This is a genomic window from Kocuria sp. NBRC 114282, from assembly GCF_030268385.1.
In the GTDB taxonomy this organism is placed as follows: Bacteria; Actinomycetota; Actinomycetes; order Actinomycetales; family Micrococcaceae; genus Kocuria; species Kocuria palustris.
On the sequence record NZ_BSQO01000003.1, the window covers coordinates 82,851 to 96,333 of the forward strand.

General features: G+C 72.0%; 10 protein-coding genes. 7 read left to right on the forward strand and 3 right to left on the reverse strand.

Going from position 1 to position 13,483, the window contains the following annotated elements:
- Positions 1–8: 8 nt before the first annotated feature.
- Both QSJ40_RS06600 and QSJ40_RS06605 read right to left on the reverse strand, forming a co-directional pair.
- A complete protein-coding gene (locus tag QSJ40_RS06600; RefSeq protein ID WP_285729695.1) occupies positions 9–692 on the reverse strand; it encodes a hypothetical protein in 684 nt (227 codons plus the stop codon).
- Between the two features lie 183 nt (positions 693–875).
- Positions 876–2,684, reverse strand: coding sequence for a DUF349 domain-containing protein (locus QSJ40_RS06605; protein ID WP_285729697.1), 1,809 nt, complete (start codon positions 2,682–2,684; stop codon positions 876–878).
- 245 nt (positions 2,685–2,929) lie between these two features.
- On the opposite strand from QSJ40_RS06605, the gene hisS reads away from it, so the two are divergent.
- Complete coding sequence (gene hisS, locus QSJ40_RS06610; RefSeq protein WP_058870959.1) at positions 2,930–4,288, forward strand: histidine--tRNA ligase; 1,359 nt, start codon at positions 2,930–2,932, stop codon at positions 4,286–4,288.
- On the opposite strand, the gene QSJ40_RS06615 is transcribed toward hisS, so the two are convergent.
- The gene (locus QSJ40_RS06615) at positions 4,272–5,615 is read right to left on the reverse strand and encodes an APC family permease (RefSeq protein WP_285729700.1); all 1,344 of its coding nucleotides are present in this window, start codon (positions 5,613–5,615) and stop codon (positions 4,272–4,274) included. The genes hisS and QSJ40_RS06615 overlap by 17 nt on opposite strands.
- A gap of 210 nt (positions 5,616–5,825) precedes the next feature.
- Between QSJ40_RS06615 and aspS the strand changes: the two genes are divergently transcribed.
- The 6 genes from aspS (at position 5,826) to QSJ40_RS06645 (ending at position 13,391) form a co-directional block, all read left to right on the forward strand.
- Positions 5,826–7,661: an aspartate--tRNA ligase gene (gene aspS, locus QSJ40_RS06620; RefSeq protein ID WP_285729702.1), complete on the forward strand. Its 1,836-nt coding sequence runs from the start codon at positions 5,826–5,828 to the stop codon at positions 7,659–7,661.
- Between the two features lie 45 nt (positions 7,662–7,706).
- A complete protein-coding gene (locus tag QSJ40_RS06625) occupies positions 7,707–8,501 on the forward strand; it encodes an alpha/beta hydrolase (RefSeq protein WP_285729704.1) in 795 nt (264 codons plus the stop codon).
- Between the two features lie 39 nt (positions 8,502–8,540).
- On the forward strand, positions 8,541–9,017 hold the full coding sequence (gene dtd / locus QSJ40_RS06630; protein WP_285729706.1) for a D-aminoacyl-tRNA deacylase: 477 nt from the start codon (positions 8,541–8,543) through the stop codon (positions 9,015–9,017).
- Positions 9,018–9,274: 257 nt separating this feature from the next.
- On the forward strand, positions 9,275–10,639 hold the full coding sequence (locus QSJ40_RS06635; RefSeq protein WP_412457609.1) for a replication-associated recombination protein A: 1,365 nt from the start codon (positions 9,275–9,277) through the stop codon (positions 10,637–10,639).
- Between the two features lie 109 nt (positions 10,640–10,748).
- Positions 10,749–12,605 (forward strand): glycerol-3-phosphate dehydrogenase/oxidase, encoded by a 1,857-nt coding sequence (locus QSJ40_RS06640; protein WP_285729709.1) that lies wholly within the window; start codon positions 10,749–10,751, stop codon positions 12,603–12,605.
- Positions 12,606–12,608: 3 nt separating this feature from the next.
- Positions 12,609–13,391, forward strand: coding sequence for an MIP/aquaporin family protein (locus QSJ40_RS06645; protein WP_278855503.1), 783 nt, complete (start codon positions 12,609–12,611; stop codon positions 13,389–13,391).
- The last annotated feature ends 92 nt before the right edge of the window (positions 13,392–13,483 follow it).

Here is a 13,483-nt window from a genome sequence, read left to right on the forward strand (position 1 = left end):
TCGGCAGCTCAGCGCGGCACGACCAGTCCGAGCCTCCGGCAGGCACTGCGCAGTGTGACCATTCCCCTGCGTCGATCCGGAAGCCGGGACCGCTGCCGCAGCAGGTCCGTGACCGCCTGCGGCTCCACACCCAGATGCGGGGCCTCCAGGAGCTGCTCCAGGGCGGGCACGGCAGTCGGGTCCTCCCAGCAGGCCAGATCCGCTGCGGTGCGCAGCGGCGTGGTGACCTGCAGACCGTGCAGCCGATCCACGTCCTGCGGCTCGTGGACCAGCTGTCGGACCTCCCAAGCGAGACCCTCCAGCTGAGGATCGATCGGGCGGGTGGTCGTGCGCCGCTGGCGATGGACCATCAGGTGCAGACGCTGCGGAGCCGGGCAGCAGGACAGGAACCAGGCGGCGGTCGTGCGGTGCAGCACCGCGTGCTCCAGCACTGCCTCCGGCACGACGGCACGGATCGCCCGGGCACGGTCGGCACGGGTCACCGGAAGCAGACGCGGGCTGCAGATCCCGCCCAGCAGCGGGACCGCCAGGTCGTCACGCTGCAGGGCCGAGCGCTCCAGAGCGGAGAGCTCTGCCCAGCGCGGTGCCTCTTCGTCGGGGAGGGACAGAATGCCGCCGGCCGGTCCTGCGGCCGCCGGCGGCAGCGCGGTCGCAGCGTGGGCGTACCGCGGGTCGAGCAGAGGATGCGTCATGCCGGACAGTCCACACCGGATCGCGGCCCACCGAGCGGATGCTCCTCCGCCTGTGGATGGCTTCAGGGCAGAAGCGGGCGCGTTCGACGGCAGGGCCTTCCGAACATGCCGATGGCCCTGATCCTGGGACGGATCGGGGCCATCGGGCGGGGCGCCTCAGCCGGCGCGGCAGAGGCGGTCAGCTCACAGCGAGGCGGCGGAGCGGCGGATCATCTCGAGCATCGACTGCGCGCTCTCGATCTCCTTGTCCAGCTTCTTGGCCTTGGCGGTGTCGCCGGCGGACGCGGCGGCCTCCTTCTTGGCCTGCAGATCCGCCAGCTTCTCCTCCGCCTGAGCGGTCATGGCGTTGGAGCGCACCTCGGTCTGCGAAGCGGCCTTGATGCGACCGCCGGAGTCGGCCTCGCGGACGGCGTCCTCGACTTCGCCGAGCTCGTTCTCGATGCGCTTGAAGTCGCCGCGCGGGACCTTGCCGATCTCCTCCCAGCGGGCCTGGATGGAGGACAGCTTCTTCTTGGCGGCCTTGGCGTCCGTGACCGGAAGCAGCTCGCGGGCCTCCTTGACGAGGGCCTCCTTCAGCTCGAGGTTGGCCGCGAACTCGCGGTCCACGGCCTTGTCGGCCTCCTTGCGGGCGTTGAAGAACACGTCCTGGGCTGCGCGGAAGCGGGCCCACAGGGCGTCGTCGTCCTTGCGCCCAGCGCGCGGGGCGGCCTTCCAGCGGTCCATCAGATCGCGATACTTGCCGGAGGTGGGGCCCCAGTCGGTCGAGGACTGCAGGGCCTCGGCCTCGGCGATCAGCTTCTGCTTGGTCTTCTTGGCCTCGGCGTTGCGCTCGTCGAGCTTGGAGAAGAACGCGCGACGGTGGCGGTCGAACGTGGTGCGAGCGCCGCGGAAGCGCTTCCACAGGGACTCCTCGTCCTTGCGGGACAGCCGGTTGCCCGACTTCTGATGGGCCTGCCAGGCCTCGAAGAGCTCGTTCATGCGAGCGGTGGACTGCTTCCACTGCGTCTTCTCGGGCTCCTGCGCGGAGATCTGCTCGGCCTCCGCCACGATGGCCTCGCGGTGGGCCAGGTTCTCGGCGCGGGCGGCATCGGCAGCCTTGCGGTGCTCGGCCTCCAGCTCCTTGATGCGCGGGCGCAGCGCCTCCAGGCGGGCCTCCAGGGCGGGGACGTCGCCGACGAGCTTGCGCTCACCCAGCTGGGACTTCACGCGATCCAGGCTGCGGGTCAGGTCCCCGGCGGGAGCGCCGGCGGCCACGCGCTGCTCGAGCAGCTCAACCTGGGTGCGCGCCTCCAGGAACTTCTTGGCGAAGTACGCCAGCGCCTCGTCCTTCGGCACGTCCGGGACCTGTCCGGCGAGGACCTTCTCGCCGTCGATCAGCAGGTGCACGCTGCCGTCGTCGTCGACCTCGGCGAAGGCGCGGGCCACCTCGAGCTGCTCGGGGGTCACGTCCGCGGACGGCGCGGGCGTGGACGGAGCCGGTGCGCTCGAGGGCGCGGGGGCCTGCGCGGCGGAAGCGGGCGTGGGCGCAGCCGGCGACGGAGCCGACGGGCGCGCGGCGGCCTCCTGGGCGGCGGCCTGCTCGGGGGCCTTCTCCGACTCTGTGGGCTGCGGCTCGGCGGGGGCTGCGGTCTCCTCAGCCGGGGACTCGGCCTCGGCGGCCGGGACGGTGGAGGCCGACGGCTCGCCGTCCTCGGCGGCACCGGCCTGCTCGATCACAGCCTGATCCGCGGCCTCCTTCTCCTCTGCGGCCGTGGCCTCCTCGACGGCGACGGCATCGGCGATCTCGCCGGCCACGTCCTCGCCGTCGGCCTGCGCCTGGGCCATGCGGGTCTGCTCCTCCTCGGCCCGCTCAGCCTCCGTGGTCTCGCCCGCAGGCGATTCCGCCTGGGCGGCGTCGGCATCAGCCGCAGCCTCGGCAGCCGCGGAGTTGGGGTCGGCGGCCGCTTCGGTCGCCGGGAGGAAGTTGTCGTCGGATTCGAGACGCTCAGTCACCGCTGGAACTCTTTCGCTCGTGCCGACCCGCGATCCCGGAGCTCGCTCCGGGGGCGCTCGGCAGCCTGTCGTGGCCCGGCGCTGGCTGCGCGCGGACGCTGTACGCGGCCCATCGTAGCCAGACGGGACGACGGCCCCCAGGAATCGGTGCTCCTCGGCCCCGGCATCCCACGGCGCCTAAGATGGTTCGGACGGTCCCGTACTGTGTGCCCACCCCCTTCAGCATCCTCAGGAGACGACGCCCCATGGCCAGCAAGACCTCCCTCTCCGGCTTCCCCGAGTGGCTCCCGCAGGAGCGGCTCGTGGAGCTGCACGTGCTCGACACGCTGCGGGAGACCTTCGAGCTGCACGGGTTCTCCTCGATCGAGACCCGCGCTGTGGAGACCGTGGATCAGCTGCTGCGCAAGGGCGAGATCGACAAGGAGGTCTACGGCGTCTCCCGTCTGCAGGAGGACGAGGACGGCGGTCCCAAGGAGGGCCAGCTGGCGCTGCACTTCGACCTCACCGTGCCGTTCGCCCGCTACGTCGTGGACAACGCCGGGCACCTGAACTTCCCGTTCCGCCGCTACCAGATCCAGAAGGTCTGGCGCGGCGAGCGCCCCCAGGAGGGCCGCGCCCGCGAGTTCACGCAGGCGGACATCGACGTCGTCGGCGACGGCGCACTGCCGTTCCGCTACGACGTCGAGATGGCCCTGGTGATCATCGACGCCCTCTCGAAGCTGCCCATCCCGGAGTTCGTGCTGCGGGTCAACAACCGCAAGCTCGCCGAGGGCTTCTACCGCGGCATCGGCCTCCACGACGCCCCCGCCGTCCTGCGCGAGATCGACAAGCTCGAGAAGATCGGCGCCCAGGCCGTGGCGGCGAACCTCATCGAGAACGTGGGCGCCACGCAGGAGCAGGCAGACGCCGCGCTGAAGCTGGCGAGCATCCGCACCGAGGACGCCTCCTTCGTGGAGCAGGTCCGCGCCCTCGGCGTCCAGGACGAGCTGCTCGACGAGGGCCTGGCCGAGCTCGAGGAGGTCGTCGCCGAGGCCGTGCGCCGCGCTCCCGGCAAGCTCGTGGCTGACCTGTCGATCGCCCGCGGCCTGGACTACTACACCGGCACCGTCTACGAGACCGTGCTGGTCGGCCACGAGAAGCTCGGCTCGGTGTGCTCCGGCGGTCGCTACGAGTCGCTGGCTTCCTCCGGTAAGCGCACCTTCCCGGGCGTGGGGCTCTCGGTGGGTGTGACCCGCCTGGTCTCGCGCATCCTCTCGCAGGGGCTGGCCGAGGCCTCGCGCTCGGTGCCCACCGCCGTGCTGATCTCCCTGGTGGATGAGGACTCCTGGTCCGAGGCGCAGGACGTCGCCCAGCAGCTGCGTTCCCGCGGCATCTCCTGCGAGGTCTCGGCCTCGGCCGCCAAGTTCGGCAAGCAGATCCGCCACGCCGATCGCCGCGGGATCCCGTTCGTCTGGTTCTCGACCCGCGACGAGTCGGGCGCGGTGACCCACGAGGTCAAGGACATCCGCTCCGGCGAGCAGGTTCCGGCCGATCCGGCCTCCTGGATGCCCCCGACTGAGGACCTGCGCCCGTCGGTCGGCGCGCCGGTCAGCTCCGCCGATTGAGCACGATCGCCCGCCCCGCGAATCCCACGGCGAAGATCCCGATCATCACGGCCACGGACTGCCACGGCAGCGTGAAGGCCAGCAGAAGACAGCCGATCAGGCCCACGATGTTCAGGCCCCTGGGCGCCCAGCGCGGGCGCTCGCGCAGGGTCAGCGCCGAGAGGTTGGCCAGCGCGTAGTAGACGAGCACGCCGAAGGACGAGAAGCCGATCACGGTGTGCAGGTCGGTGAGGACGATCAGCGCGATCACGACCACGGCGGTGGTCAGCTCCGAGGCCCACGGCACCTGCCGTCCCGAGATGCGGGACAGGTACCCCGGCAGGTCGCGCTCTCGCGCCATCGCCAGGGTCGTGCGCGAGATCCCGGCGACCAGGGCCAGCAGGGCGCCCAGCGCCCCGGCCGCCGCCGCGACCGTCACCGCCGCGGACAGGGCCGTCGCCGCGCCGTCGCCGAGTCCCAGCCGGACGGAGATCTCCTGGGAGGCCGAGAGGAACGGGGCCGACGACGCCGCCAGCCCTCCTGCCCCCAGCAGCCCGAGCAGCAGGACAGCGAGCACCAGGTAGACCACGAGCACGAAGGCCAGCGCCCCCAGGATCGCCCGCGGGATGGTGCGCTGCGGGTCCCGGACCTCCTCGCCCATGGTGGCCACACGGGCGTAGCCGGCGAAGGCGAAGAACAGCAGACCCGCAGCGGGCAGCACGCCCAGGGCACCGCCCCCGCCTTCCTGCACCGAAGGACCCGCGCCGAACATCGTGCTCGCGCTCAGGGCGGCTGCGGCCAGACCCGCCACGACGGCCAGGATCAGCAGGACCACGGAGACCAGGATCCGCGTGAGCCCGGCGGTGCGGGTGATCCCGCCCAGATTGACACCGGTCAGCACCACGATCGCGGCCACCGCCAGGGCTCGGGCTGCGGCATCGGCGTCGTCGATCCCGAGCAGAGAGGCGGCGTAGAGGCCGAAGGCCATCGACATGCCGGCGGCCGAGGCGGTCTTGCCGGTCACGAAGCCCCAGCCGGCGGTGAAGCCCGCCCACTGCCCCAGCTGGCGGTTCGCATAGACGTAGGTGCCCCCGGAGCTCGGGTGGACCATGGCCAGCTGAGCCGTGGAGGTCGCATTGCACCAGGCCACGACGGCCGCCAGCAGCAGCGCGACCGGCAGCAGCGAGCCTGCGTGCGCGGCGGCCGGGGCGAAGGCCACAAAGACGCCCGCGCCGACCATCGATCCCACGCCGATGACGGCAGCGTCGGAGGTGCCCAGCCTGCGGGCGAGCTCGTCCGGATCGTGTGCGGGGGAGGCGGCGGGAGGCTGGGCGGGCGAGGCGTTCACGGATCTCCTGGGCGGCGCGGCGGTGGGGCCGGGTCCGTGGGGCGAGCGTCATCCCCGGCTTGTAGACTCGACGGCGGCGACGCTACAGATCCCCGGTGAACCCGGCATGAACGGGCCCGGGGCCGGCTGCCGCCCTCGGACACCGCAGAGGCCGTCGGCGCATCCCGCCGGAGAGGCCCCACGACGACCACGACCAGAAGGAAGTCCCACGTGCTGCGCACTCATCGACTCGGCGAGCTGAACGCCGAGCTCATCGGAGAGACCGTCACCCTGACCGGCTGGGTGGACCGTCGTCGCGACCACGGCGGCGTCGCCTTCCTGGATCTGCGCGACGCCTCCGGCGTGGCCCAGGTGGTCGTGCGCGATGAGAAGGACTTCCACCCGCTGCGCAACGAGTTCGTGCTGCAGATCCAGGGCACCGTCGAGCGCCGCCCGGAGGGCAACGAGAACCCGAACCTGCCCTCGGGCGAGATCGAGGTCATCGCCGAGACCGTCACCGTGCTCAACACCGCGGCCCCGCTGCCGTTCCAGATCGACGAGCACGTGGAGGTCGGCGAGGAGGCTCGCCTCAAGTACCGCTACCTGGACCTGCGCCGCCCGGAGCCGGCCCGCATCATGCGGCTGCGCTCGGAGGCCTCGCGCGTGGTGCGCGAGCTGCTGCACCAGCAGGACTACCTGGAGGTCGAGACGCCCACGCTGACCCGCTCCACCCCGGAGGGCGCCCGCGACTTCCTGGTGCCGGCGCGCCTGGCCCCGGGCTCCTGGTACGCCCTGCCGCAGTCGCCGCAGCTGTTCAAGCAGCTGCTGCAGGTCGGCGGTCTCGAGCGCTACTTCCAGATCGCGCGCTGCTACCGCGACGAGGACTTCCGCGCCGACCGCCAGCCCGAGTTCACGCAGCTGGACATCGAGGCCTCGTTCGTCGAGCAGGACGACGTGATCGAGCTCGGCGAGGCCATCGTCAAGGCGCTCTGGTCGCTGATCGACGTGGAGGTCCCCACCCCCATCCGCCGCATGACCTACGCCGAGGCCATGGAGAAGTACGGCTCGGACAAGCCCGATCTGCGCTTCGGCCTGGAGCTCACCGAGCTGACCGAGTACTTCAAGGACACCCCGTTCCGCGTGTTCCAGGCCCCGTACGTGGGTGCCGTGGTCATGCCCGGCGGCGCCTCCCAGCCCCGACGCACGCTGGATGCCTGGCAGGAGTGGGCCAAGCAGCGCGGTGCCAAGGGCCTGGCCTACATCCTCTACAAGGAGGACGGCGAGTTCTCGGGTCCGGTGGCCAAGAACATCACCGACGAGGAGAAGGCCGGCCTGGCCCAGGCCACCGGCGCGCAGCCCGGCGACTGCATCTTCTTCGCCGCGGGCGAGGCCAAGCCCTCTCGCGCCCTGCTGGGTGCTGCGCGCGTGGAGATCGGGCACCGCACCGGGCTGATCGACCCGAACGACTGGGCCTTCGTGTGGGTCGTCGACGCCCCCATGTTCGAGCCGGCCTCCGACGCCGTGGCCTCCGGCGACGTCGCCGTGGGCTCCGGGGCGTGGACCGCCGTGCACCACGCGTTCACCTCCCCGCGCCCGGAGCACCTGGACACGTTCGACGAGAACCCCGGCGAGGCCCTGGCCTACGCCTACGACATCGTGCTCAACGGCACCGAGCTCGGCGGCGGCTCGATCCGCATCCACCAGCGCGACGTCCAGGACCGGGTCTTCCGCGTCATGGGGCTGTCCGAGGAGGAGGCCCAGGAGAAGTTCGGCTTCCTGCTGGACGCCTTCTCCTTCGGCGCGCCCCCTCACGGCGGCATCGCCCTGGGCTGGGACCGCGTGATCGCCCTGCTGGCAGGAGCGGACTCCATCCGTGAGGTCATCGCCTTCCCCAAGACCGGCAACGGCTACGACCCGCTGACGGCCGCGCCCGCGCCCATCACCGCGCAGCAGCGCAAGGAGGCGGGCGTGGACGCCAAGCCCGAGCCGCAGGCGAAGAAGGCGGCCGCTGCGGAGGACGTCCGCGAGGATCAGGGCGAGCAGCCCTCGGCGCCGACCGAGGGCTGAGCGGGTCCGCCCGCCGCGCCAGGACCACCACGACAGGAGCCGAGCATGGCCCAGCAGGACATCATCCTGATCCACGGCACGTGGGGCAGCGGCGAAGGCTGGGGCCCGTTCGCCGATGAGCTGCGCGGGCTCGGGCTGCGCGTGCACACGCCCACGCTGCGCCATCACGGCACGCCGCAGACCCACGACGTGTGGGATCTGGCGCAGAAGGTGCGGGCGCTGAGCCTCACCGACTACGTCGATGACCTGCAGCGCGAGGTCGAGCAGATGGAGACCGCCCCGATCATCCTGGGCCACTCGCTCGGCGGGCTGCTCGCTCAGCTGCTGGCTGCCCGGGTGCCGAACGCCGGCGTCGTGCTGCTGTCCCCGGCGCCCAGCCGGGGTATGTTCGCGCTCTACCCGTCGATGCTGCGGCTGTGGGGGCCCCATGCGTTCACCTGGCTGCTCAGCCGACCCATGTGGCCGGTGTCGCTGGAGACCTTCGACAGGCGGATCGCCAACGTCCATGACCGTCAGGACAACGCGCAGCGTCATCGCGCGCATTGCGCAGAGTCGGGACGGGCCTACCGGGAGATGAGCCTGTGGTTCCTCGATCGGGCGCGCGCCTCGGCAGTGGATCCGGCGGATATCCAGAGCCCGGTGCTGGTGGTGGGCGGCACGGAGGACCGCTGCGTGGCCCCGGGCATCGCCAAGGCGACCGCGCGCCGGCTGGGCGACGGCGCGCAGCTGCGCATGATGCGCGGTGCCGATCACGAGATGGCCTCCGGAGAGCACATGCCCGAGACCGTCCGCCTGATCGAGCAGTGGGGCCGGGAGCACCGCCTGGTGCCCAGCAGCTGAGATCGCGGGCGGGCGCAGGATCGTGATGGACTGGGCGTCATGCGAGTCATCCTGCAGCGAGCGCGCGGCGCCTCCGTCACGATTCCCGGTCCCGACGGCCCCCGGACGGTCGGGTCCTTCGACGGCCCCGGCCTGGTGGCCCTCGTGGGCGTGACCCACGGCGACGACGCCGAGACGGCCGCCGCCCTGGCCGAGAAGACGGCCGGTCTGCGGATCATGTCCGATCACGAGCGCAGCGAGATCTCCTGCACGGATCTGGGCGCTCCGGTGCTGGCGGTCAGCCAGTTCACCCTCTACGGCGACGTCCGCAAGGGCCGGCGTCCGTCGTGGTCCCAGGCGGCCCCGGGCGAAGCCTCGGAGCCGATCGTCGAGGCGTACGCGCAGAGGCTGCGCGAGCTCGGGCTCGAGGTCCCCACCGGCGAGTTCGGGGCGGACATGCAGGTCAGCCTGGTCAATGACGGCCCCGTGACCCTGATCCTGGACTCAGAGCAGCTCGGCCGGCCGCGGCGCGGCTGAGGGGTCTTCCTCCGCGGGCCCCGTCGGCCGTGATCGCGCTGCGAGCCCACGGGCGCGATGGCCGTCGCGCCTGCGGTGTCGGAGGCCGTCCCTAGCCTGAGAGGGTGACGAGCCAGACAGACACCTCGCTGTTCGATCTCGAGCCGGAGCCGGACCCCGATCCGGACCCGGAGTCCGTCGCCGCGCCTTCGCAGAGCCGCGGGGCCGCCCGCTCGGGAGCAGGAGGGCGCCGCTCGCCGTCTCCGCTGGCGGTGCGCATGCGCCCGCGCACCCTGGACGAGGTCGTGGGCCAGAAGCACCTGCTGCGCCCCGGCTCGCCGCTGCGCGTGCTGGCCGGCGAGGACACCGGCCCGGCCGGACCCAGCTCGATCATGCTGTGGGGACCGCCCGGCACCGGCAAGACCACGATCGCCCACGTCATCGCCCGCGGGCCGCACCGCAAATTCGTGGAGCTGTCGGCCATCACCGCCGGCGTGAAGGACGTCCGCCGGGTCATGGACCAGGCGCTCAAGGACCGGGACCTGCACGGGCGCACCACCGTCCTGTTCCTGGACGAGATCCACCGCTTCACCAAGGCCCAGCAGGACGCCCTGCTGCCCGGCGTCGAGCGCGGATGGGTCGTGCTCGTGGCAGCGACCACCGAGAACCCGTCCTTCTCGGTGATCTCCCCGCTGCTGTCCCGGTCGCTGCTGCTGACCCTGCAGCCGCTGGAGCGGCAGGACATCGGGGAGCTGATCGACCGCGCGGTGGACGATCCGCGCGGTCTCGACGGCGCGGTCACCCTGCAGCCGCGGGCGCGCGAGCACCTGCTCGAGCTGTGCGGAGGGGACGCACGCAAGGCCCTGACGGGGCTGGAGGCGGCTGCGGCCGTCGCGCTGTCCGAGGCGGCCGCGCGGGACTCCGAGCAGCCCGCCGCAGCCGAGGACGACGGCGAGCCGGAGACGGAGGAGGCCGATCCGGAGACGCCCGAGGCCAGTGGAGTCCCGGAGGTGACCGTCGAGCACACCACGGAGGCCATGGACCGGGCAGCGCTGCGCTACGACCGCGACGGCGATCAGCACTATGACGTCATCTCGGCCTTCATCAAGTCGATCCGCGGCTCGGACGTCGATGCCTCGCTGCACTACCTGGCCCGGATGATCGAGGCCGGGGAGGACCCCCGGTTCATCGCCCGGCGGCTGATCATCTCCGCCTCGGAGGACATCGGCACCGCAGATCCCACCGCCCTGCAGACGGCGGTGGCCGTGGCCCAGGCCGTGCAGCTGATCGGCATGCCGGAGGGGCGGATCCCGCTGGCGCAGGCCACGGTCCTGCTGGCCACCGCCCCCAAGTCGAACGCCTCCTACCTGGCGATCGACCAGGCCATCGCTGATGTCCGCGCGGGCAAGGCCGGTCCCGTGCCCCAGCACCTGCGCGATGCCCACTATCCGGGCGCGCAGTCGCTGGGCCACGGACGCGGCTATCAGTACGCCCACGACGCCCCCAACGCCGTGGCCGCTCAGCAGTACCCGCCGGATGAGCTGGTGGGCCGGGACTACTACCTGCCCACCGCCTACGGCCATGACCGAGACCTGCAGCAGCGCACGCGCAAGCTGCGCGGCATCATCCGCGACGGCCCCTGACCGGCGTTGCGCACCACTTGAGCCCCAATCATGATTATCGTCACATGGGACGCCGGGTATCGGGCACCGAGCTCGCGCGGACCGCGTGACGGGAGGAGAGGAAGACCCCATGGCGAACAGCACCTTCACCACTGACCGATCTGCGCTGAACCCCGACTCCCGCGCTCGCGCCCTGGAGCAGATGGAGAACGGCCCCGAGCTCGACGTCCTCGTGGTCGGCGGCGGGGTCACCGGCGCCGGCATCGCCCTGGATGCGGCCACCCGCGGCCTGCGGGTGGGGATCGTCGAGGGCCAGGACTGGGCCGGGGCCACATCGCGCTGGTCCTCCAAGCTGGTCCACGGCGGCCTGCGCTACCTGCAGCAGCTCGATGTCAAGCTCGTCGCGGAGGCGCTGGGGGAGCGCGAGCGGCTGCTGTACACGCTGGCCCCCCACCTGGTGGAGCCCGTCCCGTTCCTCTACCCCCTGCACCGCGGCTGGGAGCGGCCGTACGTGGGCACGGGCATCGGCCTGTACGACACCCTCGCGCATCTGAACTCCAAGGTGACCTCGCTGCCCAAGCGCGAGCACCTGAGCACGGAGGAGGTGCTCGAGCAGTTCCCCGACTTCCGCGAGGACGCCTCCGTCGGGGCCTTCAAGTACTGGGACGCCAAGGTCGACGACGCCCGCCTGGTGCTCACCCTCATCCGCACGGCCGCCGCCAACGGGGCCCTGGCGGCCAACCGCGCGGAGGTCATCGACCTGCTGCGCGAGGACGACGAGTTCCAGGACGGGCAGAACGTCGTGGGCGCGCTGGTGCGGGACAAGGAGACCGGCCGCGAGTTCCCGGTGCGCGCCTCGACCGTCATCTCCGCCACCGGCGTGTGGACGGAGAGCCTGCAGGAGCTCAGCGGAGCGGATGCGGGACTGAAGGTGCTGGCCTCCAAGGGCATCCACATCGTGGTGCCGCGCGAGCGGATCCGCGGCGACGTCGGGCTGATCCTGCAGACGGAGAAGTCCGTGCTGTTCGTGATCCCGTGGGCGCATCACTGGATCATCGGCACCACCGACACCCCCTACGAGCAGTCCCTGGACACCCCCGCGGCCACCGGGGCGGACATCGACTACGTGATCGAGCACGCGAACCAGGTGCTCGCGGATCCGCTGACCCGCGACGACGTCATCGGCGTCTACGCCGGCCTGCGCCCGCTGCTGCAGCCGGTGACCCGCGACGGCCAGGAGACCGCCTCCACCAAGGTCTCGCGCGAGCACACGGTGATGGAGCCGGTGCCGGGGCTCGTGAGCATCGCCGGCGGCAAGCTGACCACCTACCGCATCATGGCCCAGGACGCGGTGGACCTGGCCCTGGGCGAGGAGGAGGCGCAGAAGCGCCCCTCGATCACGGACCGCACGCTGCTCCACGGCGCCGACGGCGTCTTCGGGCTGCGCGCGCGGATCCCGCTGCTGCTCGAGGAGCTGCGTGCCGGCTCCCAGGACCCGGAGATCTGGACCGAGCAGCGCCTGAACGACCTGATCGCCCGGTATGGCTCGGACCTGCATGCCGTGCTGGCGCTGATCCAGGAGGACCCGTCCCTGGAGCGGCCTCTGGAGGGCGCACCGGTCCACCTGCGCGCCGAGATCGTCCACGCCTGCCGGGCCGAGGGCGCACTGCACCTCGAGGACCTTCTGGACACCCGCACCCGCCTCACCTATTCCGCACCCCATCACGGCGATGCCGCCGTCGATGAGATCGCGGATCTGGCCGCGGCCGAGCTCGGCTGGGACGGCCAGCGCCGCGATCGGGAGGTCGAGGCCTACCGCTCCCGCAGCGCCGCCGAGGACGCCGCGGCACGGACCGAGGACGACCCGGCGGCCGAGCACGCTCGCGAGTCCGCCGAACCGGTCGTTGAGGGGCTGCGCGTGCGCACCGTCCACGGCGACGACCAGCAGGGGGCGTCCGACCGCGACGCCGACACGATCGGAGACTGATCCATGATGGGCATCCACGGGCAGGCACTGCTGCCCCAGGCGCAGGAGACCGCCGAGATCGGCCTCGGCCAGGTCTTCTTCTCGGAGATGGTCGGCACAGCGGTGCTGATCATCCTGGGCGGAGGCGTGGTGGCCAACGTCCTGCTGCCCCGGACCAAGGGCCACGACGGCGGCTGGCTCCTGATCAGCTTCGGCTGGGGGCTGGGCGTCTTCGCCGGCGTCTACCTGGCCTGGGCCTCGGGGGCGCACCTGAACCCCGCCGTGACCATGGGGATGCTCGTCTCCGGCGCCGAGGAGTACGCCCCCGGCGTGGCCGTCAGCGCGGCCTCCACGGCGGTCTACTTCGCGTCCACGATCCTGGGCGCGTTCCTGGGAGCGGTCCTCGTCTGGCTGGCCTACAAGAAGCACTACGACGCAGCCGATGACCCCGGCGCCATCCTCGGCACGTTCTCCACCGGCCCGGAGATCCGCTCCGCCCCGTGGAACGTGATCACCGAGGTCATCGCCACCTTCGTCCTGGTGGCTGTGATCCTCGTCTTCGGCGAGACCCCCTCCGAGCTCGGCCCGCTGGCCGTGGCCTTGCTCGTGGTCGGCATCGGCGCGAGCATCGGTGGGCCCACCGGCTACGCCATCAACCCCGCCCGCGATCTCGGTCCGCGCATCGCCCACGCCGTGCTGCCCATCCCGGGCAAGGGGGGCTCCGACTGGTCCTACGCCTGGGTCCCGATCGCCGGGCCCCTGATCGGCGCCGTCCTGGCCGGGCTGCTCGTGCGCGCCATGGTCTGACCCGCTCGCCCCGGGGCCCATGCCCCGTCCCGACCCATCCGCAGGCCACCGAACACGGCCCACTCACCAGCGGTCCCCGAGGGGATCCGAGC

Bases quoted from the DNA above. Each gene is read 5' to 3' on its own strand.
- QSJ40_RS06600 (WP_285729695.1), bottom strand. From the start codon at position 692: ATGACGCATCCTCTGCTCGACCCGCGGTACGCCCACGCTGCGACCGCG.
- hisS (WP_058870959.1), top strand. From the start codon at position 2,930: ATGGCCAGCAAGACCTCCCTCTCCGGCTTCCCCGAGTGGCTCCCGCAG.
- QSJ40_RS06625 (WP_285729704.1), top strand. From the start codon at position 7,707: ATGGCCCAGCAGGACATCATCCTGATCCACGGCACGTGGGGCAGCGGC.
- dtd (WP_285729706.1), top strand. From the start codon at position 8,541: ATGCGAGTCATCCTGCAGCGAGCGCGCGGCGCCTCCGTCACGATTCCC.
- QSJ40_RS06635 (WP_412457609.1), top strand. From the start codon at position 9,275: ATGCGCCCGCGCACCCTGGACGAGGTCGTGGGCCAGAAGCACCTGCTG.
- QSJ40_RS06640 (WP_285729709.1), top strand. From the start codon at position 10,749: ATGGCGAACAGCACCTTCACCACTGACCGATCTGCGCTGAACCCCGAC.
- QSJ40_RS06645 (WP_278855503.1), top strand. From the start codon at position 12,609: ATGATGGGCATCCACGGGCAGGCACTGCTGCCCCAGGCGCAGGAGACC.